The following is an 18,867-nucleotide window of genomic DNA, read 5'->3' as shown; positions in this document are numbered from 1 at the left end:
GAAAAACCCCTCTCTCAGTACATATTCAGGGCGAGGCGGGCGTCCTCGCTCATGCGGGACGGGTCCCAGGGCGGGTCCCAGACCACCTCGACCGTGCAGTCGGTGACGCCGCGGATCAGGCGGATGGCTTCCTCCACCTGCTGCGGCAGTTCCTGGGCCGAGGGGCAGGAAGGCGCGGTCAGCGTCATCTCCACCGCCACCTTGCCGTCATCGCCGATCTCGACCGCGTAGATCAGGCCCAGCTCGTAGATGTTCACCGGGATCTCGGGGTCATAGACCGTGCCGATGGCGCTGATCACCGCGTCCTCGGAGACGGCAGGGCGGGTCTCGCCATCAGGCGTCCAGGCGCCGTGGCCGGTGCTGGAGGCGGTTGTCGTGTTGTCACTCACTGCTTGCCGCCTCCTGCTTGTTGTCCAGAGCATTGTTCAGCGTGTGCCAGGCCAGCGTCGCGCATTTCACGCGGCTCGGGTATTCGGACACGCCGCCCAGCACCTGCAGCCGCTCCATGTCGTCGGCCAGACTGGCCTCGCATTCGGGGCAGGTGCCGGTCATGGCCAGGGCGCGGAACTTCTCGCCCAATTCATGCGCCTCGGCGGCGGTCTTGCCGCGCACCGTCTCGGTCATCAGGCTGGCGCTGGCCATGGAGATGGCGCAACCCCGGCCCTGGAAGCCGGTATCCGCGATGCGGCCCCCGTCATCCAGCTTCACCCAGAGCTCCATCCGGTCGCCGCACATGGGGTTGTCACCGCGCGCGTAGCGGTTGGCATCCTCCAGCCGGCGGAAGTTCCGGGGCTTGCGGCCGTGGTCCAGGATGACTTCCTGATACAGGTCGCGCAGGTCATCGAACATTACGCGAAAAACTCCCTGGCCTTGACCAGCGCCTCGGCGAGGTAATCGACCTCTTCCATCGTGGTATAGAGGCCGAAGGAGGCGCGGCAGGTGCTTTCCACGTTAAATCGTGCGTGCAGAGGCTCGGCGCAATGGCGGCCGGAGCGAACGGCGATGCCGGTTCGGTCAAGCAGGGTTGCGAGATCATGGGCATGCGCATTGTCGAGCGCGAAGGCGAAAACGCCGCCGCGGTCCTGCGCCCGGCCCAGCAGGGTCAGGCCCTCAATGGGCGTGAGCTTCGCCATGGCATGGTCCACCAGGGCGCGCTCATGCGCCTCGATGGCCGGCATGCCGATGGCTTCCACATAGTCGATGGCGGCATGCAGGCCGATGGCCTCGATGATCGGCGGCGTGCCGGCCTCGAACTTGTTGGGCACCTCGGCGGCGATGAAGCGCTCCAGCGACACCTCGGCGATCATGTCGCCGCCGCCCAGGAAGGGCGGCATCCGCTCCAGCAGCTCCCGCCGCGCCCAGAGCACGCCGATGCCGGTGGGGCCGTAGAGCTTGTGGCCGGTGAAGACATAGAAGTCGCAGCCGATGGCCTGCACATCCACGCGCCGGTGCACGGCGGCCTGGGAGCCGTCCAGCAGCAGCTTGGCGCCATGCGCATGGGCCAGCCGGGCCAGTTGCGCCGCCGGCGTCACGGTGCCCAGCACGTTGGACATGTGGGTGACGGCCATCAGCTTGACCTTGCCGTCCGCCAGCTTGGCCTTGGCATCCTCAAGGTCCAGCTCACCGGCATCGGTGATGCGGCAGACACGGAATTCCACGCCATGCGCATCCCGCAGCATCTGCCAGGGGATGAGATTGGCGTGGTGCTCCATCTCGCTGATCAGCACGGCATCGCCGGGGTGCATCACCCCGCGCCCGTAGCTATGGGCGACAAGGTTGATGGCGGCGGTGGAGGAACTGGTGAAGACGATCTCCCGCTCATCCGCCGCGTTCAGGAAGCGGGCGACGGCGGCACGGGCGGCCTCGTAATCGGCGGTGGCGCGTTCAGACAGGTTATAGGCGCCGCGATGGACATTGGCGTAGGCCGTCTCCATCGTGCGCACCATGGTGTCGATCACCGCGCGCGGCTTCTGCGCCGATGCCCCGGAATCCAGGAACACCAGCGTCTTGCCACGCACGGTCTGCGACAGGATCGGGAAATCCCGCCGCACGCGCTCCACGTCGAAGGCAGGGGCCAGCACCGCGCCGTCCATGTTACGCGACCTTTTCCCACCAGCCGGCAACGGCGGTGGCCAATGCGTTGCGGGCCGTCTCGTCCTCCACCGTATCGACGGCTTCCTGCAGGAAGGCCTCGATCAGCATGGAGCGGGCGGTGGCGGCGGGAATGCCGCGGGCACGCAGGTAGAAAAGCTGGTCCTCGTCCAGCTCGCCCACCGTGGCGCCATGCGAGCACTTCACGTCGTCGGCGTAGATTTCCAGCTGCGGCTTGCTGTCGATCTCCGCCTCGGGCGAGAGCAGCAGCGCCTGGTTCATCTGGTAGCCGTCGGTACGCTGGGCGATCTGGTGGACGTGGATCTTGCCCTGGAAGACGCCGCGCGACTTGCCGGCCAGCACCGTCTTCACCGTCTGGCGGCTGGCGCAATCGGGCGCCGCGTGGTCCAGGAAGGTGGTGCAGTCGCCATGCTGGCCGTCGGACAGCAGCTGCGCGCCGTTCAGATGCGCCATGGCCTTGGGGCCATCGAGCGAGACATAGGCCTCGCTGCGCGACAGCTTGGCGCCGGCATGCAGCAGGAAGCTGTCATAGGTCGCGCCCGCCGCCGCCCTGGCGAAGACCGTGGACAGGAAGATGCCCTCGGCGCCTTCCTGCTGGATGCGGGCATGGGTCAGGTGCGCGCCTTCCGCCAGCTCGATCTCGATGACCGGGTTGTGCAGGTAGCGGCCCTCGCCACGGCCGATGGCACGCTCGATCAGCACGAGCTGCGCGCCGGCGCCGAGGCGGATGACATGGCGCGGATGCACCGCCACCGGCCGGTCGCCCTCGGCCTGGATGATGGAGAGCAGCTCGATGGCGCCCGCGTTCTGCTCCGCCGGCACGTTGATCAGCACGCCGTCCTCGAACAGCATGGTGTTCAGCGCCGCCATCGGCACGTCGTCCACGCGCGCCACGCTGCCCAGCAGCCCCTCGGCGGCCGAGAGGTCGGCGCCCAGGCTGCGCACCGGGGCATTGGTCAGGTCGGCGCGGAAGCGGCCGTCGATCAGCACGGCGCGGCTCGGCGCCACGGCCTCCGGCAGCACCACATCCTCATCGACCGGCGTCAGCGCCTCGGCGAAGCCGGTGCGGGCCAGCAGGGCGAGGTCGGTGTAGTGCCAGGCCTCGATCTTGCGGGTGGGGAAGCCATTGGCGCGAATGGCCTCCGCCGCCTTGTCCCGCAGCGCCTGCACCCAGGGGGTGCGGGCGCCGGGCAGGCGGGGCTGCAGGCCTTCGTAGCGGCGCAGGAAGCCCAGGGGGCCGGGTTCGAAAATCGCGTTCATGCCGCCTGAACGGCCGTGTAGCCGCTCTCCTCAAGCTGCTTCGCCAGTTCCGGGCCGCCGGACTGCACGATGCGGCCGCCCATCAGCACATGCACGCGGTCCGGCACGATGTAGTTCAGCAGGCGCTGGTAGTGGGTGATGACGAGCGCGGAGAAATCCGGGCCGCGCAGCGCGTTGACACCATCGGCCGCGATCTTCAGCGCATCGATGTCGAGGCCGGAATCCGTCTCGTCCAGGATGGCGAGGCCGGGCTTCAGCAGCGCCATCTGCAGCACTTCGTTCCGCTTCTTCTCGCCGCCCGAGAAGCCGACATTGACGCCGCGCTTCAGCATGTCCTCCGGCATCGACAGCTCCTTCATCCGCTGGCGGGCCAGCTTCAGGAACTGCATGGCGTCGAGTTCCGGCTCACCCTTGGTGCGGCGGATGGCGTTCAGCGCTGTGCGGAGGAAATTGGCATTGCCGACGCCCGGCAGCTCCACCGGGTACTGGAAGGCCAGGAAGACGCCGGCGGCGGCGCGCTCCTCCGGCTCCAGCGCCAGCAGGTCGATGCCATTGAAGGTGGCCGTGCCGCCCGTGACCTCGTAGCCGTCACGGCCCGCGAGGACATAGGAGAGCGTGGACTTGCCACCGCCGTTCGGGCCCATGATGGCATGGATCTCGCCCGTCGGGATCTCCAGGTCGATCCCGTTCAGGATCTGCTTGCCATCGATTTCGGCCGTCAGGCCTTCGATCTTCAACATGTGTAACTCGTCCGTCCCAAAATCTGTGGCCGGGAGCAGGGCGCCCGCGCGCCCCGCTCCACCGGCGGATTAGCCAACCGAGCCTTCGAGGCTGATCTGCAGCAGCTTCTGCGCCTCGACCGCGAATTCCATCGGCAGTTCCTTCAGAACCTCCCGGCAGAAGCCGTTCACGATCAGGCCCACCGCGTCTTCCTGGCTCAGGCCACGCTGGCGGCAGTAGAAGAGCTGGTCCTCGGCGATGCGCGAGGTGGTCGCCTCATGCTCCACCTTGGCGGAGATGCAGCGGTTCTCGATGTAGGGCACCGTATGGGCGCCGCACTGGTCGCCGATCAGCAGGCTGTCGCACTGGGTGAAGTTGCGGGCGCCGCTGGCCTTCGGGCTGATCTTCACCAGGCCACGATAGGTGTTCTGCCCGCGCCCGGCGCTGATGCCCTTGGACACGATGGTCGACTTCGTGTTCTTGCCGATATGGAACATCTTCGTTCCGGTATCGGCCTGCTGGTAGTTGTTGGTGATGGCGACGCTGTAGAACTCGCCCACGCTGTCATCGCCCTGCAGGATGCAGGAGGGATACTTCCAGGTGATGGCCGAGCCCGTCTCCACCTGCGTCCAGGAGATCTTGGAACGCGCGCCACGGCAGGCGCCGCGCTTGGTCACGAAGTTGTAGATGCCGCCCTTGCCCTCGGCATCGCCGGGGTACCAGTTCTGCACCGTGCTGTACTTGATGGTGGCGTCATCCATCGCCACCAGCTCCACCACCGCGGCATGCAGCTGGTTCTCGTCGCGCATCGGCGCCGTGCAGCCTTCGAGGTAGCTCACATGGCTGCCGGCCTCGGCGATGATCAGCGTGCGCTCGAACTGGCCGGTGCTCTTGGCGTTGATACGGAAGTAGGTGGACAGCTCCATCGGGCAGCGGACGCCCTTCGGGATGTAGACGAAGCTGCCATCCGTGAAGACCGCGCTGTTCAGCGCGGCGAAGAAGTTGTCGCCCTGCGGCACCACGCTGCCCAGATACTGGCGCACCAGCTCCGGATGCTTCTGCACCGCCTCGGAGATGGAGCAGAAGATGATGCCCTCCTTCTCCAGCCGCGCGCGGAAGGTGGTGGCGACGGAAACGCTGTCGAAGACCGCGTCCACGGCGACGGGCAGGCGCTCGCCATCCAGCTCGGCACCCTCGACGCCGGCCAGCAGGGCCTGCTCCTTCAGCGGGATGCCCAGCTTGGCATAGGTCTTCAGCAGCTCGGGATCGACCTCGTCGAGCGACTTCGGCCCGGCCTTCTTCACCGGCGCGGCGTAGTAATAGGAATCCTGGTAGTCGATGGGCGGGTACTTCACCGCGGGCCAGCGCGGCTCCTCCATCTTCAGCCACATGGCATAGGCCTTCAGCCGCCAGTCGAGCAGCCACTGCGGCTCGTTCTTCTTGGCGCTGATGAAGCGGACGATGTCCTCGTTCAGCCCCTTGGGGGCGAACTCCATCTCGATGTCCGTCTCGAAGCCGTACTTGTAGGCACCCTCGGTAACGGACTGGACGGCGTCAATGGTTTCGGTCACGGCAGGCATGGGTCGGGGTCCCTACTCGGCAGCCAGGGATGCCGGCATGGCCGGCAGGGGATTGGCGGAAGCAGCAGCGGTGCGGCCATGCGACTGACAGGTGCGCGTGGCCGGACCGGCAAGGTCAGCAAGGGTGATGGAGGCAAGCGCGCCGCGCACGGCCTCGTTCACCGGGTCCCAGCGGCCGCGCACGGGGCAGGTCGCCTCCGTCTCGCAGCCACCGGAGGCGCCATCGACGCAGGCGGTGAGCGCGATCGGCCCATCCACCGCCAGGATGACGTCGGAAAGGGCGATCCCCGCCAGCGGCCGCGTCAGGCGATAGCCGCCGCGCGCGCCGCGCAGCCCGTCCACCAGCCCGGTGTGGGCCAGGGCCTTCAGCACCTTGGCCACCGTGGGCTCGGCGATGCCAGTGCACTGGGCCAGGCAGGGCGCGGTCTGCATGCCGCCCTCGGCATCCAGCCGGGCCAGCACGACCACAGCGTAATCGGTGAGCTTCGACAGCCGCAGCAAAAGCGGGCCTCTCCTTTAAAGTGGACCTGATTCGTCCGGTTTCAGGCAGATGCGCTTTGGACCCCCGAATGTCAAGGAAGCCGCACCCCTGGTTTGCCTGCCGGGCATGGCGGTGCCACCCTGGGCGCATGCCGAAATCCGCCGCCTTCCCCCGCCATGCCGCCAGCCTGATCCTGTGGCGGCAGCGTGCCAGTGGGGATACCGAGATCCTGATGGGCCTGCGCCATGCCGGCCACCGCTTCATGCCCGGCCGCCTGGTCTTTCCCGGCGGGCGGGTGGACTTCGCCGACCGCGCCGCCCCCGCCGCCAGCGAGCCGAAGCCCGCCACCCGCGCGGCGCTGGAGCGGGCCGCGCCGCCCCGGCTGGCGCGCGCCCTGGCGATGGCGGCGGCGCGGGAGCTGGAGGAGGAAACCGGCCTGACCCTGGCGCCCCCCGGCCACTCCGCCCCGGCGCTGGAGGTGCTGGATTACGTCTGCCGCGCCGTCACGCCGCGCCAAAGCCCCATCCGCTTCAATGCCCGCTTCCTGTCCGCCCCCGCCGAGGCGGCGCGCGGCACGCTGGCCGGCTGCGGCGAGCTGGAGACCCTGGCCTGGATGACGCTGGAGGAAGTGGCGGGCGCCGCGGTGGCGCCCATCACCGCCTGCGTGCTGCAACAGTTCTCGGCCATCATGGCGCTGCCGCCGGAAGCGCGGGCGGAACGGCCGCTGGTCTGCTACCAGGGCTTCGACCAGGCGCTGCCGGAACGCCTGCCGGCGGTGCCGGAGGCAGCCCGGAGCTGAGCTGAAACAGCTTCACCTTGCCGGATGTCCATGCGGCCTTCATCCTCCCCGTGATCGAGGGAGGAGGGGCCGATGCGCCTTGCTGTGCTCAAGGAACGGCGTGCGGGGGAAACCCGCGTCGCCGCGACACCGGAGACGGTGAAGAAACTGATCGGCCTCGGCATCACGGCGGTGGCGGTGGAAAGCGGCGCCGGGCTGGCTTCCGGCTACCCTGATGCCGCCTATCGCGAGGCGGGCGCCGAGATCGCCCCCGATGCCGCTGCCGCCCTGGCCGGCGCCGCCATCCTGCTGAAGGTCCGCGCGCCGCTGGCCGCCGGGGAGGGCGAGGTGGACGAGTTGTCCCTCATCCCGCGCGACACATTGCTGCTGGGCACGCTGGAGGCGCTGGGCAACCCCGAGCGCGCCAAGGCCTATGCCGATGCCGGGCTCCAGGCCTGTTCCATGGAGCTGCTGCCGCGCATCACCCGGGCGCAGAGCATGGATATCCTCTCCTCCCAGGCCAATCTCGCGGGCTACCGCGCGGTGATCGAGGGCGCGGTGGCCTTCGACAAGGGCTTCCCCATGCTGATGACGGCGGCGGGCACCATTCCGGCCGCCAATGTCTTCGTGATGGGCGCGGGCGTGGCGGGCTTGCAGGCCATCGCCACCGCGCGGCGGCTGGGCGGCCGCGTCTCGGCCACCGATGTGCGCCCGGCGGCCAAGGAGGAGATCAAGTCCCTCGGCGCCAGCTTCGTCGGCTACGAGGACGAGGAAAGCAAGGCGGCCCAGACCGCCGGCGGCTATGCCAAGCAGCTTTCGGCCGAATTCTACGCCAAGCAGGCCGAGGTGGTGGCCACCCATATCGCCAAGCAGGACGTGGTGGTGACCACCGCCCTGGTGCAGGGCCGCAAGGCGCCGACCCTGGTGACGGAAGCCATGGTGGACAGCATGAAGCCCGGCAGCGTGATCGTGGACATCGCCGCCGATGCCGGCGGCAACTGCGCCCTGACGGTGCCGGGGCAGGCCATCGTCACCGGCAATGGCGTGAAGATCCTGGGCTACGGCAACTGGCCGGGCCGCATCGCGGGTGCCGCCAGCGCGCTCTACGCCCGCAACCTGCTGACCTTCCTGACCACCTTCTGGGACAAGGACGCCAAGGCGCCCCGCCTGCCGGAAGACGACGAGATCGTGCGCGGCGTGGTGCTGACGCGCGGCGGGGCCGTGGTGCACCCGCAACTGACCCAGGCCGCCTGAGGAGGGCGAGAGATGAACCCGACCGACCTCGCCAACCAGGCGACGACCACCGCCGAGCGCGCGCTGGCCATGGCCGCCCAGGCCCGCATGATGGCCGAGAACACCCTGGCCCCCATCGCCCCGGTGGCCCAGGCCGCCGAGCCCTTCCTGATGCTCCTGACCATTTTCCTGCTGGCCTGCTTCGTCGGCTACTACGTGGTCTGGAACGTGACGCCGGCGCTGCACTCCCCGCTGATGGGCGTCACCAACGCCATCTCCTCCGTCATCATCGTCGGCGCCATCCTGGCCACGGGCCTGGGGGATAGCTGGATCGCCAAGTTCTTCGGCTTCCTGGGCGCGACGCTGGCGGCGGTGAACATCTTTGGCGGCTTCCTCGTCACGCGACGGATGCTGGCCATGTTCGCCGGCAAGAAGAAGGGCTGAGGCCATGGCACAGTCCCTGACCACCCTGGCTTACCTCGTCGCCTCCGTCCTCTTCATCCTGGCGCTGCGCGGGCTTTCCCATCCCACCACCAGCCGCCGCGGCAATCTCTACGGCATGATCGGCATGGGCATCGCCATCGTGGCGACGCTGCTGCGGCCGGGGATGGAACTCTCCGGCATCGTTATCGTGCTGGCGGGCCTCGCCATCGGCGGCACGGTCGGCACCGTGCTCGCCAGCCGCATCCAGATGACGGCGCTGCCGCAATTGGTGGCCGCCTTCCACTCCCTGGTAGGCCTAGCCGCCGTCTTTGTCGCAGCCGCCGCCTTCTACAATCCCGAGAGCTTCGGCATCGGCCATGCCGGCGCCATCCATGGCGGGTCACTTGTAGAAATGTCGCTGGGCGTGGCCATCGGCGCCATCACCTTCTCCGGCTCCGTCATCGCCTTCGCCAAGCTGCAGGCGCTGATGTCCGGCGCGCCCATTACCTTCAAGGGCCAGCACTGGCTGAACCTCGGCCTCGGCGTGCTGCTGGTGGTGCTGGTCATCGCCTTTGTCGCCACCGGCAGTGGCGTGCTGTTCTGGCTGATCGCCATCCTGGCGCTGGCGCTGGGCTTCCTGCTGATCATCCCGATCGGCGGCGCCGACATGCCGGTCGTGGTCTCCATGCTGAACAGCTATTCCGGCTGGGCGGCGGCGGGCATCGGTTTTACTCTTCAGAACCTGCTGCTGGTGGTGACCGGCGCCCTCGTCGGCGCTTCCGGCGCCATCCTGTCCTACATCATGTGCAAGGGCATGAACCGCAGCATCATCAACGTGCTGCTGGGCGGCTTCGGCGCCGAGGCCGGTGGCGCAGCGGCGGGCGGTGGTGCCGCGCAGCCGGCGCGCCCGGTGAAGTCCGGCAGCCCGGAGGACGCCGCCTACATCATGAAGAACGCATCCAAGATCATCATCGTGCCCGGCTACGGCATGGCGGTGGCGCAGGCGCAGCAGGTGCTGCGCGAGATGGGCGACCTGCTGAAGAAGGAAGGCGCCGAGATCTCCTACGCCATCCACCCCGTCGCGGGCCGCATGCCCGGCCACATGAACGTGCTGCTGGCCGAGGCGAACGTGCCCTACGAGGAGGTGCACGAGCTGGAGGAGATCAACCCCGAATTCGCGGAAGCGGACGTCGCCTTCGTGATCGGCGCCAATGACGTGACCAACCCGGCGGCCAAGACCGACAAGTCCTCCGCCATCTACGGCATGCCCATCCTGGACGTGGAGCGCGCCAAGACGGTGTTCTTCATCAAGCGCGGCATGGCCAGCGGCTATGCCGGCGTGGAGAACGAGCTGTTCTTCCGCGACAACACCATGATGCTCTTCGGCGACGCCAAGAAGGTGACGCAGCAGATCGTCCAGGCACTGCAGAAGTAAGGAAAGGCCGGGGAAGGAATTCCCCGGACCCCATCTTCGTTCTTCGAGTTTGGCGCCCGGCCCTCAGGGCGAGCTCAGCGCCGCCAGTTGCTGCGCCGTCTCGGCGGCGCCCATGGCTTCGGCCACCATCTGCGCCGTCTTGCCCTGGGCATCCTGGCGGTGCGGGTCCGCCCCGAAGGACAGCAACTGCGTCACGATGTCCCGGCGGTTGAACATGGCGGCGACCATCAGGGCGGTGCGGCCATCCTCGCCGCCGAGATCGACCTCCGCGCCTTTCTCCAGCAGCAGCGAGACGATCTCGGGAAAGCCTTTGAAGGCGGCGCCGGCCAGCGGGGTCTGGCCACGGTCGTTCAGGCGGTTGGGGTCGGCACCGTGGTGCAGCAGGGTCCGCACCGTCTCCAGGTGGCCGTGGTAGCTGGCCAGCATCAGCAGCGTGTCGCCCTTGTCGTTGGTCAGGTTGGCGGGCAGGCCGCGCGCCAGCAGGTTGCGCATGGTCTCGGCATCGCCGGCGCGGGCGCATTGGAAGACCTGGGCGGCATAGGCCAGGATCTCCTCGTCCCATTGCGGCGGGGTGGCTTCGGCGGGGGGCATGGCAGGCTCCGGCATCGTTCTGGGTGCAAAGATAGGGAAGCACGATGCGTTGCGGCAGGCTGACTTCTCCCGCGATCTTGCGTGCCGCCCGGCTTGTCAAAGCCGGCATCAGGCCAACAACTTGCTGTCAAGCCACAGGCGCAGCCGCGCCCGGTGGTGAGCCACGAAGGAAAGCCACCCGATGCCGCGTCCCGCGCCCTACCTCCTGTCCGCCCTAGGCCTGGCCGGCCTGCTGGCGGCATCCCTCACGGCCGCACCCGCGCAGGCGGCGGGGGACCAGGACGGTTCCTTCAACCTCATCAACCGCAGCAACCGGGTGATCGAGCGCCTTTACGCCTCGCCGCTCGACAGCAGTGACTGGGGCGACAACCGGCTGGACAGCCGGGGCCCCCTGGCGAATGGCGCCAACCTGCCGGTGCGCATGGCACCGGAGGGCGGCTGCCGCACCGACCTGCGCATCGGCTTCGAAGGCGGGCTGGTGGAGGAGCGGCGGGACATCGACACCTGCCTGGACCGCGACGTGGTGATCGGCACGCCCGAGCGCACCGGCGCGCGGCAGGCGCAGCGCCAGGGCGGCAAGGGCGGCGACCCCAGCTTCACCCTGCGCAACGAAGCCAACAGCCCGGTGCGGGAAATCTATGCCAGCCCGAGCAACGAGGATGACTGGGGCCAGGACCAGCTGGGTCGCGAGATGCTGCGCGCCCATGGCCGCCGCACCATCCGCCTGCCCGACGGCGAATGCCAGTACGACCTGCGCATCGTCTGGGACGACGGCCGCAGCGAGGAACGGCGGGACGTGAACCTCTGCGCGACGCGGGAACTGACCTTCCGCTGAGGGAGGGCGGAGCCGGAAGGGGCGCCGCCCCTTCCGGACCTTCCCCGCTGGGGTGACAGGGTCACCCCAGACCCCGCCATTTGTTCAGTGACGCGGAGGGGCGCCGGAGGTCCTGGACCTCCGGCGACTGCGGCCTCAGCCCGCGTGGCCCTGTCCGATTTTCAATGCTGGTGGCTGGCGCTGCGCCGTGTCTGTCCGGTCTTGACCCGAAACTGGCAGCGGGGTCCGGGGTGGACTTTCCACCCCGGCGGGAGCGTCCAGAGAGGGCGGAGCCCTCTTTGGCCCCGGCCTCCAGCCCCGCTTCAGGCCTGCTGCCGCGTGGTCGCCATGAAGAAGGCGGTGCAGACCAGGTTGGCCAGCGCCAGGAAGACCAGCGCCGCGCCGATGCCCCAGGCCGCCGCCACGGGGCCGGAGGCCGCCTGCAGCACCGCTGTGCCCAGGAAGAAGGAGAGGTTGACGGCCGAGAGTGCCTTGCCCGCCTGTTCCGGCGGCACCAGGGCGCGCGTCATGGCGAAGGCCAGCGGCTGCACCGTGATGGCGAGGCCGAAGGCCAGGAAGAGTGCGGCGTCGTAGGCCGCCGGCAGCATCGGCACCCCCAGGATCTCGGAGAGCCAGCCGCCCGGTCCGCCGGCCACCAGCAGCAGCAGGCAGAGGCTGGCGCCGGCATGGCCCAGGGCCAGCAGCAGGCGGCGGTGGCCCAGGATGCGGTCCAGCATGCCGCTCAGCATGGCGCCGCCGATCAGCGCCACGGTGAAGAGCAGCAGCAGGTTGCCGGCCTCGATGCGGCTGAGGCCTTTCACCTCCATCAGCCAGGGGCCGCCCCAGAGCCCGCGCAGCCCCATGATGACGGCGAAGGAGGCGAAGGCCAGCAGCACCAGCCCGCGCAGGCGGCGGGACAGGCCGAGGCGGATGACCTCCCGCGCCTCGGCCAGCAGGGAGGGGCGGGGGCCAGGAGGCATGGCGGCGGGCACGGGCGCCGGCACCAGCTTGGCCACCAGCAGGGCCACCACCAGCGCCAGCCCGGCGGCGACCCAGAAGCCCGCGCGCCAGCCGGAATGCTCCACCACCCAGGCCAGCGGGCTGGCGGAGAGCAGCATGCCCGCATTGCCCGTGCCCTGGATCAGCCCGGACCAGAGGCCGAACTTGGCGGGGCTGAGGATCTTGGCCGCCAGCGTCATGGGGCAGAGCAGGGCGCCGCAGCTGCCCAGGCCCAGCGCCACCTGGGTCAGCAGGAAGCCCACCGGGCCGCTCACCATGGCCGAGGCCGCCGCCGCCAGCGTGACGATCCCGAGCAGGGTCAGGGCCACCGGCTTCACGCCGAAGCGGTCCAGCGCCACGCCGAGCGGGATCTGCCCCATGGCGAAGGTGAGGTGATAGGCCCCGGTCAGCGAGGCCAGCCCTTCCGGCGTGGTGCCGATGTCGCGCGCCAGCACATCGGCCGAGATGGCCGGCAGCGTGCGCAGCAGGTTGGAGATCATATGGCCGAGGGCCAGCACGAGCAGCGGCGCCACGAAGGCGGCCGAGCCCTCCCTGTTATTCATTGGTATCTGCTTGAATCCGTGTGGCAGGTGGCGGCTATCGTGCCAGCAGGGTGGCGCGTGTCCAGAGGGCCAGGGCCGCCATCGCGACACCTGCGATCAGGAAGGCACCAGGATAGCCGGCGCGGGCCATGACGGCGCCGAAGCAGATTGAGCCCAGCGCCTGGCCCAGGAACAGCGCCATGGCGAAGGCGGAAACGGCGGTGGCGCGGGCTTCCGGTAGGGCCTCGGTGCTGCGGGCCTGCAAGGTGCCGTGGAACATGAAGAAGGCGAGGCCTAGCAGCGCCTGCAAAGCCGCCACCACCCACCAGTTGGGCGCCAGGGCCAGGCCGCCGAGGCCGGCAGCCAGCACCAGCCCGCCCACCAGCGAGACCCGGGCCTCACCCAGGCGCGAGACCAGCAGCCGCGCCATGCGGGTATAAACCAGAGACCCAAGGCCGAAGCCTGCCACCACCAGCCCGGCCTGCCAGGCTTCCAGGTGGAAGACCTGGATGAGGTAGGAGCCGATAAAGGGAAAGGCGCCGCCGAAGAGCAGCAGCCCGTCAACGAAGGCCGCCGTCAGCAGCCGCCGTCCGGCGGGGCGGTGCAGCAGGGTGAGATAGCGGGAAAAGCCGCTGCCGGCGCTGGCGGGCTTGTCCGGGTGCCAGAGCTTGCGCCCCAGCACGGCCATGATGCCGAAGCCCGTCAGCAGCGCCTGGGCGCCCACCAGCAGGAAGACGGCGCGCCAGCCCAGCGCCTGCCCCACTACGCCGGAGAGCGGCCCGGCCAGCAATTGCGCCATGACCATGCCGGTGAGGAAGCGGCCCAGGGTGGCCTGCCGGTCGGCATAGGGAACGTTGTCGCCGATCCAGGCCATGGCCAGCGGCACGATGGCCCCGGCCAGCCCGCCGGTCACGGCGCGCAGCGCCACCAGATGCCCCAGGCTGCCCGCCAGGGAACAGGCGGCCATGGCCAGGCTGTAGAGCAGCAGCCCCAGCACCAGCACGCGCAGCTTGCCGAAACGGTCCCCCAACGGCCCCAGCACCATCTGGCAGAGGCCATAGGGCAGGGCGAAGGCGGAGATGACGATGGCGGCTTCCGCCACTGTGACGCGCAGGTCGGCGGCCAGCGTCGGCAGCAGCGGGTCCAGCATCCGCATGCCGCAGCCGGTGGCGAAGGCCGCCAGCGAGAGCAACGGCAGGACGGTGGAGGCCGCCGCCCCGGAGGAAACACCCGGGGCGGTCTTGCCCACCGCCTGCTCGCTCATGCCGTTACGCCGCGGCCGGGGCGGCGGCGGGCCTGGCGGCGCGCTTGCGCTCGCTCTCGGTCTTCAACTGGCCGCAGGCGGCCAGGATGTCGCGCCCGCGCGGAGTGCGGATGGGCGAGGAATAGCCGGCATCCGAGACCACCTTGGCGAAGCGGTGGATGGCGTTGTTGGAGGAGGTCTCGTAGGGGCTGCCGGGCCAGGGATTGAACGGGATCAGGTTCACCTTGGCCGGGATGCCGTCGAGCAGCCGCACCAGCTCCCGCGCATCGGCCTCCGAGTCGTTCACGCCCTTCAGCATGACGTATTCGAAGGTGATGCGCCGCGCGTTGGAGGCCGCCGGGTAGCGGCGGCAGGCGGCCATCAGCTCCTCGATCGGATACTTGCGGTTCAGCGGCACGATCTCGTCACGGATGTCGTTGCGCACGGCATGCAGCGACACCGCGAGGCCGACGCCGAGTTCCGCGCCGCATTTGTCCATCATCGGCACCACGCCGGAGGTGGAGAGGGTGATGCGCCGGCGGGAGAGGCCGATGCCCTCGCCGTCCATGATGATGCGCATCGCCTTGGCGGTGTTCTCGTAGTTATAGAGCGGCTCGCCCATGCCCATGATGACGATGTTGGACAAGAGGCGCGGCGTGCCGTCCGTCGGGCTGGGCCATTCGTTGTAGCTGTCGCGCGCCGCCATGAACTGGCCGACGATCTCGGCCGCGCCCAGGTTGCGCACCAGCTTCTGCGTGCCGGTGTGGCAGAACTTGCAGCTCAGCGTGCAGCCCACCTGGGTGGAGATGCAGACGGCGCCGCGGTCTTCCTGCTGGTCGGGGATATAGACGGTCTCGACCTGCTGCCCGTCGCGGAAGCCGAAGAGCCACTTGCGCGTGCCGTCCGTGCTGGTCTGCTCCAGGTTCACGCCGGGGCGGCCGACCACGAAACGCTCCGCCATCCTGGCCTGCATCGGCTTGGCGATGGTAGGCATCTTGGAGAAGTCGGTGACGCCCTGGTGGTAGATCCAGTGCCAGAGCTGCTTGGCGCGGAAGGGCTTCTCGCCCATCGCCACCATCTCCGCCGCCAGTTCCTCGCGCGACAGGCCCACCAGCTCGCGGCGCCCGTCCGCCAGGGTGGCGTCGGGGGGCGCGAAGAGGGCGGACTTGGCCAGGATGCGGGCGCGCTCGGCCGCGGTCAGGTCGGCTTCGACCGGGGGCAGGCTGACGTCAGCGGCGGCGGGATGGGTCATGACAGGATTCCGAATGCTGCCTCAGCGACGGCCGGGCGGGCATTCCTTGCTGATGGCGTCATAGGCGGCGGAGAAGCCGGACAGGGAGAAGGTATCGGTCGCCTTGCCGCGCCCCTGCGGGCCGGGGCCGGTGGAGACGGCATCGGCGCCGCCCTTGAAGGCCGCCACGGCCTTGGCGCCCTCACGCGCGAAGGCATTGTCCTGCGCGGTGTAGAAGGGCAACTCGTTGGAGCCCACCTTCACCTCGACCTCGGCATTGCGGGCATAGGTGTAGCCGGCACGGACGGCGACCTGGTCGCGCCCCTGCGGCCGGTGCGTCACGGTCAGCATGACATTCTGCCGGCTGCCGGCGCCCTCCGTCTTGCTGGCGCGGGTGAAGGCGTAGCAGACCTTCTTGCCGGCCTCGGCATAGGTCGCAGCCGTCCAGTCCTGGAAGGTGCCAAGCGCGCGCGGGCCGGCAGGGGCCGGCTTCTGCTGTGCCAATGCCAAGCCGGACATGCCCACCAGCGAACCGCCGGTGGCGCCCAGCAACAGAAGGAGGGGGAGGAGCCGTGTCATGCCCTCCAATTAAGGTTCGCCCTGCCGCACCGCAACCGCGCAAAGAGGTAGTCCGATACGCGTGCGCCGCTTATCGCAACGGATGGCGGCCAAGGCCAAGCTGCTCACCGCAACTGGTCTGGCGGGCCAGGCTTTATCCAGCGCCGGCAAGCACTGCCGGCCAAGGAGGGTGCCCAGATGCCAGAGAATGTCACCCCCACCGTGCCGCCCCCCCGGCCGGACAGCCTCAGCGCCGCGCTTCGGCGCAATATCGAGGCGCTGGAAGAGCGCCGCCGCCAGGAGGCCGCCGATGCGACTCGGGAAGAGCGGGTGGCCCAGGCCATCACCGCCTTCACCGGCAGCATGCGCTTCGTCTACCTGCACCTGGCGCTTTATGGCGGCTGGATCGTGATCAACCTGGGCCTGGTGCCCGGGGTGCCACGCTTCGACCCTTCCTTCGTGGTGCTGGCCATGGTGGCCTCGGTGGAGGCCATCTTCCTTTCCACCTTCGTGCTGATCAGCCAGAACCGCATGGCGGCGGCGGCCGACAAGCGCGCCGACCTGGACCTGCAGATCAACCTGCTGGCGGAACATGAGCTGACCACGCTGACCGCGCTGGTCACCGCCATGGCGCAGAAGATGGGCATCGAGGCCGCCGCCGACCCCGAGATCCGCGAGGCCACGAAGGACGTGGCGCCCGAGGTGGTGCTGGATGCGCTGGAGGCGCGCCAGCAGGAGCAATGAGGCCGGGCACCAGGGTGCCCGGCCCCTGCGGCCTCAGAGGACTGGCAGCGGCGCCGCGGTGGCGAAGTCCACCCCCTTGGTGCCGGCCGCGCCCCAGGCGCGGTCATACTGCGCCGGCGCCTGGAAGGCTTCCGCCCGGCCCAGCGCCTCGGCGGCATGCAGCGGCCAGTAGGGGTCGCGCAGCAGGGCGCGGGCCAGGAAGATCATGTCGGCGTCGCCGGCCTCCAGGATCTCCTGCGCGTGCTTCGGCTCGGTGATCAGGCCGACCGCCGCCACCGCGACCTCTGCCCCATGCCGCACCGCGCGGGCGCCCGGCACCTGGTAGCCCGGCTCCAGCGGGATCTTGGCCGGCAGCAGCGCGCCGGAGGAGACATCCACCAGGTCCACGCCCAGCGCCTTCACCTGGCGGGAGAGCTCCACCGTCTCCTCGGTGGTCCAGCCGCCGTCCAGCCAGTCGGTGTGGGAGAAGCGGATGCCCAGCGGCATGTCGTCCGGCATCACGGCGCGCACCGCCTTCACCGCTTCCAGCACGATGCGGCTGCGGCCGGCGAAGTCGCCGCCCCAGGCGTCGTTGCGCTGGTTGGACAGCGGCGAGAGGAACTGGTGCAGCAGGTAGCCGTGCGCCGCGTGCAGCTCGATGAAGCGGTAGCCGGCCTTAACGGCACGGCGGGCGGTGGCGGCGAAGGCTTCGATGGTGGAGAGGATCTCCGCCTCCGACATCGCGCGCGGCTCCCGCAGGCCGGGGAAGGCCACGGCGCTGGGGGCCAGCGGCTCCCAGCCATGCGCGTCGTCGCCGGCCACGCCACCGACCCAGGGCTGGTTGGTGCTGGCCTTGCGGCCGGCATGGGCGATCTGCGTGCCCGGCACCGCGCCCGTCGAGGCGATCACCTGGGCAAGCCGCGCATGGCCGGCGATCTGGTCGTCGCTCCAGAGGCCCAGGTCCTGCGGCGTGATGCGGCCTTCCGGCGTCACGGCGGTGGCTTCCGTCACCACCAGGCCGGCGCCGCCGATGGCGCGGGCATGCAGATGCGCCAGGTGCCACTCGGTGGCCTTGCCGGCGGCATCGCCGCGCGGGTCGCAGGAATACTGGCACATCGGCGCGACGCCGATGCGGTTACGGATCGTCACCCCGCGCAGCGTGATCGGGGAGAAAAGGTCGGTCAAAGGGGGAGATCTCCGTTCAGGACGATGGGCCCGGGCCCCCGCGCGCCGCGATGGGCGTGGTGGCGGCAGGCCCGCCAAAGGGCGGCAGGCGGCCCAGGCGGTTTTCGAATATGGCGAACCAAGTGGGCTGTCCCGGCGGCCGTGCCAATACCCGACCTGCCGAGTCAGTGGCAAAAACCGACAAGGTCACGGCATCCGCGATGTTGCCGCCGACCGCCTGCACGGTGCCGGGCCCGGTGGCCACCACGATGTCGCAATGCATGGGGCGGAACTGCCCGGCCTCGGCCAGCCGCTCCTGCCAGGACAGCAGGGGGCGGCGGGAGCGGTCGGCGCAGACCAGGTCCCCCGGCACGGGGGCGTAGCTCTCCACCGCGCGCGGGATGAAGGGCGCCTGGGCGGGGAAGGTTGCCGCGTCCCGCAGCATGCCGTCGATGTAGAAGGCATGGGCGGCGGAAGGCGGGAATTCCCGCTGGTCCACGCCCGCGTTGCGCAGCACGAAGGAGATGAAGGCGGCCGACCAGGCCGGCTCGCTCCAGATGCCGCCGGGGGCCTCGGGGTAGCTCAGCACCGTGGCATAGCGGTCGCGGTTGCGGTCGATGGCGGCGCGGCCCTCGCCCTCCACCGCGCGCCAATAGGCCAGCACGCGGGGAAAATTGGCCAGCCGCGATTCCTGGCTGGGCCCGGCCGGGCGGGGCGCACCGTCCCGCACCACGATGCGGCCCCATTCCGCCCATTCCTCCAGCGCGATGCGCTGCATCCGCTCCCGCGCCGAGGCGGGATAGGAGAGCGGCGGGGGCGGCGGCGGCGGGGCGGAGGTGGCGCAGGCGGCCAGCAGCAGCGTGCCCAGCAGGGGCAGGGCGAGACGGAAGGCGGTAGGCATGGGCGCGACGGTTCCTCCGTGGACGCGGAGCCGCCTTATCGCCGCGCTGGCCGCCGCTTCCAAGCTGGGGCGGGGCTTT

20 protein-coding genes are annotated in these 18,867 nt (G+C 69.7%); 6 read left to right on the top strand and 14 right to left on the bottom strand.

Annotated features, from left to right (window positions below):
• Positions 1-14 precede the first annotated feature (14 nt).
• The 7 genes from EBE87_RS08915 to EBE87_RS08885 form a co-directional block, all read right to left on the bottom strand.
• On the bottom strand, positions 15-389 hold the full coding sequence (locus EBE87_RS08915; protein WP_233553353.1) for an SUF system Fe-S cluster assembly protein: 375 nt from the start codon (positions 387-389) through the stop codon (positions 15-17).
• Positions 382-849 carry a Fe-S cluster assembly sulfur transfer protein SufU gene (gene sufU / locus EBE87_RS08910; RefSeq protein ID WP_120639847.1) on the bottom strand — a complete coding sequence of 156 codons (468 nt, stop codon included), beginning with the start codon at positions 847-849 and terminating at the stop codon, positions 382-384. The genes EBE87_RS08915 and sufU overlap by 8 nt, the downstream gene beginning before the upstream one ends.
• Positions 849-2,093 carry an aminotransferase class V-fold PLP-dependent enzyme gene (locus EBE87_RS08905; RefSeq protein WP_120639848.1) on the bottom strand — a complete coding sequence of 415 codons (1,245 nt, stop codon included), beginning with the start codon at positions 2,091-2,093 and terminating at the stop codon, positions 849-851. The genes sufU and EBE87_RS08905 overlap by 1 nt, the downstream gene beginning before the upstream one ends.
• A 1-nt stretch (position 2,094) precedes the next feature.
• Positions 2,095-3,372 (bottom strand): Fe-S cluster assembly protein SufD, encoded by a 1,278-nt coding sequence (sufD, locus tag EBE87_RS08900; protein ID WP_120639849.1) that lies wholly within the window; start codon positions 3,370-3,372, stop codon positions 2,095-2,097.
• Positions 3,369-4,112, bottom strand: coding sequence for a Fe-S cluster assembly ATPase SufC (gene sufC / locus EBE87_RS08895; protein WP_120639850.1), 744 nt, complete (start codon positions 4,110-4,112; stop codon positions 3,369-3,371). The genes sufD and sufC overlap by 4 nt, the downstream gene beginning before the upstream one ends.
• Positions 4,113-4,181: 69 nt before the next feature.
• Positions 4,182-5,672 (bottom strand): Fe-S cluster assembly protein SufB, encoded by a 1,491-nt coding sequence (sufB, locus tag EBE87_RS08890; protein WP_120639851.1) that lies wholly within the window; start codon positions 5,670-5,672, stop codon positions 4,182-4,184.
• Between the two features lie 12 nt (positions 5,673-5,684).
• The gene (locus EBE87_RS08885; protein WP_120639852.1) at positions 5,685-6,173 is read right to left on the bottom strand and encodes an SUF system Fe-S cluster assembly regulator; all 489 of its coding nucleotides are present in this window, start codon (positions 6,171-6,173) and stop codon (positions 5,685-5,687) included.
• A gap of 128 nt (positions 6,174-6,301) precedes the next feature.
• Between EBE87_RS08885 and EBE87_RS08880 the strand changes: the two genes are divergently transcribed.
• The 4 genes from EBE87_RS08880 to EBE87_RS08865 all read left to right on the top strand — a co-directional run bounded on the left by EBE87_RS08880 (position 6,302) and on the right by EBE87_RS08865 (position 10,022).
• Entirely contained in the window at positions 6,302-6,952 is a 651-nt protein-coding gene (locus EBE87_RS08880; protein ID WP_122139955.1) for an NUDIX domain-containing protein, read from the top strand.
• A gap of 72 nt (positions 6,953-7,024) precedes the next feature.
• Complete coding sequence (locus EBE87_RS08875; RefSeq protein WP_120639921.1) at positions 7,025-8,185, top strand: Re/Si-specific NAD(P)(+) transhydrogenase subunit alpha; 1,161 nt, start codon at positions 7,025-7,027, stop codon at positions 8,183-8,185.
• Between the two features lie 12 nt (positions 8,186-8,197).
• Positions 8,198-8,608: a proton-translocating transhydrogenase family protein gene (locus EBE87_RS08870; protein ID WP_120639920.1), complete on the top strand. Its 411-nt coding sequence runs from the start codon at positions 8,198-8,200 to the stop codon at positions 8,606-8,608.
• Between the two features lie 4 nt (positions 8,609-8,612).
• Positions 8,613-10,022, top strand: a complete 1,410-nt coding sequence (locus tag EBE87_RS08865) for an NAD(P)(+) transhydrogenase (Re/Si-specific) subunit beta (protein WP_120639919.1) — start codon at positions 8,613-8,615, stop codon at positions 10,020-10,022.
• A gap of 63 nt (positions 10,023-10,085) precedes the next feature.
• Here EBE87_RS08865 and EBE87_RS08860 read toward each other — a convergent pair whose 3' ends face one another.
• Positions 10,086-10,613, bottom strand: coding sequence for an ankyrin repeat domain-containing protein (locus EBE87_RS08860; RefSeq protein ID WP_120639918.1), 528 nt, complete (start codon positions 10,611-10,613; stop codon positions 10,086-10,088).
• A gap of 181 nt (positions 10,614-10,794) precedes the next feature.
• On the opposite strand from EBE87_RS08860, the gene EBE87_RS08855 reads away from it, so the two are divergent.
• Complete coding sequence (locus tag EBE87_RS08855) at positions 10,795-11,448, top strand: hypothetical protein (RefSeq protein WP_120639917.1); 654 nt, start codon at positions 10,795-10,797, stop codon at positions 11,446-11,448.
• Positions 11,449-11,750: 302 nt separating this feature from the next.
• On the opposite strand, the gene EBE87_RS08850 is transcribed toward EBE87_RS08855, so the two are convergent.
• Genes EBE87_RS08850 through EBE87_RS08835 form a run of 4 tightly spaced genes read right to left on the bottom strand, consistent with a single transcriptional unit; the run spans position 11,751 to position 16,021 of the window.
• The gene (locus tag EBE87_RS08850; RefSeq protein ID WP_120639916.1) at positions 11,751-12,989 is read right to left on the bottom strand and encodes an MFS transporter; all 1,239 of its coding nucleotides are present in this window, start codon (positions 12,987-12,989) and stop codon (positions 11,751-11,753) included.
• Positions 12,990-13,023: 34 nt separating this feature from the next.
• Positions 13,024-14,232, bottom strand: a complete 1,209-nt coding sequence (locus tag EBE87_RS08845) for an MFS transporter (RefSeq protein ID WP_120639915.1) — start codon at positions 14,230-14,232, stop codon at positions 13,024-13,026.
• Between the two features lie 4 nt (positions 14,233-14,236).
• Positions 14,237-15,463 (bottom strand): 23S rRNA (adenine(2503)-C(2))-methyltransferase RlmN, encoded by a 1,227-nt coding sequence (gene rlmN / locus EBE87_RS08840; protein WP_120639914.1) that lies wholly within the window; start codon positions 15,461-15,463, stop codon positions 14,237-14,239.
• Positions 15,464-15,484: 21 nt separating this feature from the next.
• Positions 15,485-16,021 carry an invasion associated locus B family protein gene (locus tag EBE87_RS08835; protein ID WP_120639913.1) on the bottom strand — a complete coding sequence of 179 codons (537 nt, stop codon included), beginning with the start codon at positions 16,019-16,021 and terminating at the stop codon, positions 15,485-15,487.
• 177 nt (positions 16,022-16,198) lie between these two features.
• Here EBE87_RS08835 and EBE87_RS08830 point away from each other — a divergent pair, with 177 nt between their 5' ends.
• A complete protein-coding gene (locus tag EBE87_RS08830) occupies positions 16,199-16,744 on the top strand; it encodes a DUF1003 domain-containing protein (RefSeq protein ID WP_120639912.1) in 546 nt (181 codons plus the stop codon).
• 33 nt (positions 16,745-16,777) lie between these two features.
• Here the strand turns inward: EBE87_RS08830 and EBE87_RS08825 are convergent, their stop codons facing one another.
• A complete protein-coding gene (locus EBE87_RS08825; protein ID WP_120639911.1) occupies positions 16,778-17,908 on the bottom strand; it encodes an NADH:flavin oxidoreductase/NADH oxidase in 1,131 nt (376 codons plus the stop codon).
• A 16-nt stretch (positions 17,909-17,924) separates the two neighbouring features.
• Positions 17,925-18,788, bottom strand: a complete 864-nt coding sequence (locus tag EBE87_RS08820) for a DUF2272 domain-containing protein (protein ID WP_120639910.1) — start codon at positions 18,786-18,788, stop codon at positions 17,925-17,927.
• Positions 18,789-18,867: the final 79 nt, after the last annotated feature.

It is taken from the genome of Teichococcus wenyumeiae, from assembly GCF_003696345.1.
Lineage (GTDB): Bacteria > Pseudomonadota > Alphaproteobacteria > Acetobacterales > Acetobacteraceae > Pseudoroseomonas > Pseudoroseomonas wenyumeiae.
This window is presented reverse-complemented; position numbering and strand designations above follow the sequence as displayed.

Excerpts from the sequence above, each read along its gene's own strand:
- EBE87_RS08820 (WP_120639910.1), bottom strand. The coding sequence starts at position 18,788 with ATGCCTACCGCCTTCCGTCTCGCCCTGCCCCTGCTGGGCACGCTGCTG.
- EBE87_RS08905 (WP_120639848.1), bottom strand. The coding sequence starts at position 2,093 with ATGGACGGCGCGGTGCTGGCCCCTGCCTTCGACGTGGAGCGCGTGCGG.
- EBE87_RS08880 (WP_122139955.1), top strand. The coding sequence starts at position 6,302 with ATGCCGAAATCCGCCGCCTTCCCCCGCCATGCCGCCAGCCTGATCCTG.
- EBE87_RS08835 (WP_120639913.1), bottom strand. The coding sequence starts at position 16,021 with ATGACACGGCTCCTCCCCCTCCTTCTGTTGCTGGGCGCCACCGGCGGT.
- EBE87_RS08860 (WP_120639918.1), bottom strand. The coding sequence starts at position 10,613 with ATGCCCCCCGCCGAAGCCACCCCGCCGCAATGGGACGAGGAGATCCTG.
- EBE87_RS08855 (WP_120639917.1), top strand. The coding sequence starts at position 10,795 with ATGCCGCGTCCCGCGCCCTACCTCCTGTCCGCCCTAGGCCTGGCCGGC.
- sufU (WP_120639847.1), bottom strand. The coding sequence starts at position 849 with ATGTTCGATGACCTGCGCGACCTGTATCAGGAAGTCATCCTGGACCAC.
- sufB (WP_120639851.1), bottom strand. The coding sequence starts at position 5,672 with ATGCCTGCCGTGACCGAAACCATTGACGCCGTCCAGTCCGTTACCGAG.
- EBE87_RS08875 (WP_120639921.1), top strand. The coding sequence starts at position 7,025 with ATGCGCCTTGCTGTGCTCAAGGAACGGCGTGCGGGGGAAACCCGCGTC.
- sufD (WP_120639849.1), bottom strand. The coding sequence starts at position 3,372 with ATGAACGCGATTTTCGAACCCGGCCCCCTGGGCTTCCTGCGCCGCTAC.
- EBE87_RS08865 (WP_120639919.1), top strand. The coding sequence starts at position 8,613 with ATGGCACAGTCCCTGACCACCCTGGCTTACCTCGTCGCCTCCGTCCTC.
- rlmN (WP_120639914.1), bottom strand. The coding sequence starts at position 15,463 with ATGACCCATCCCGCCGCCGCTGACGTCAGCCTGCCCCCGGTCGAAGCC.
- sufC (WP_120639850.1), bottom strand. The coding sequence starts at position 4,112 with ATGTTGAAGATCGAAGGCCTGACGGCCGAAATCGATGGCAAGCAGATC.
- EBE87_RS08850 (WP_120639916.1), bottom strand. The coding sequence starts at position 12,989 with ATGAATAACAGGGAGGGCTCGGCCGCCTTCGTGGCGCCGCTGCTCGTG.
- EBE87_RS08830 (WP_120639912.1), top strand. The coding sequence starts at position 16,199 with ATGCCAGAGAATGTCACCCCCACCGTGCCGCCCCCCCGGCCGGACAGC.
- EBE87_RS08845 (WP_120639915.1), bottom strand. The coding sequence starts at position 14,232 with ATGAGCGAGCAGGCGGTGGGCAAGACCGCCCCGGGTGTTTCCTCCGGG.
- EBE87_RS08870 (WP_120639920.1), top strand. The coding sequence starts at position 8,198 with ATGAACCCGACCGACCTCGCCAACCAGGCGACGACCACCGCCGAGCGC.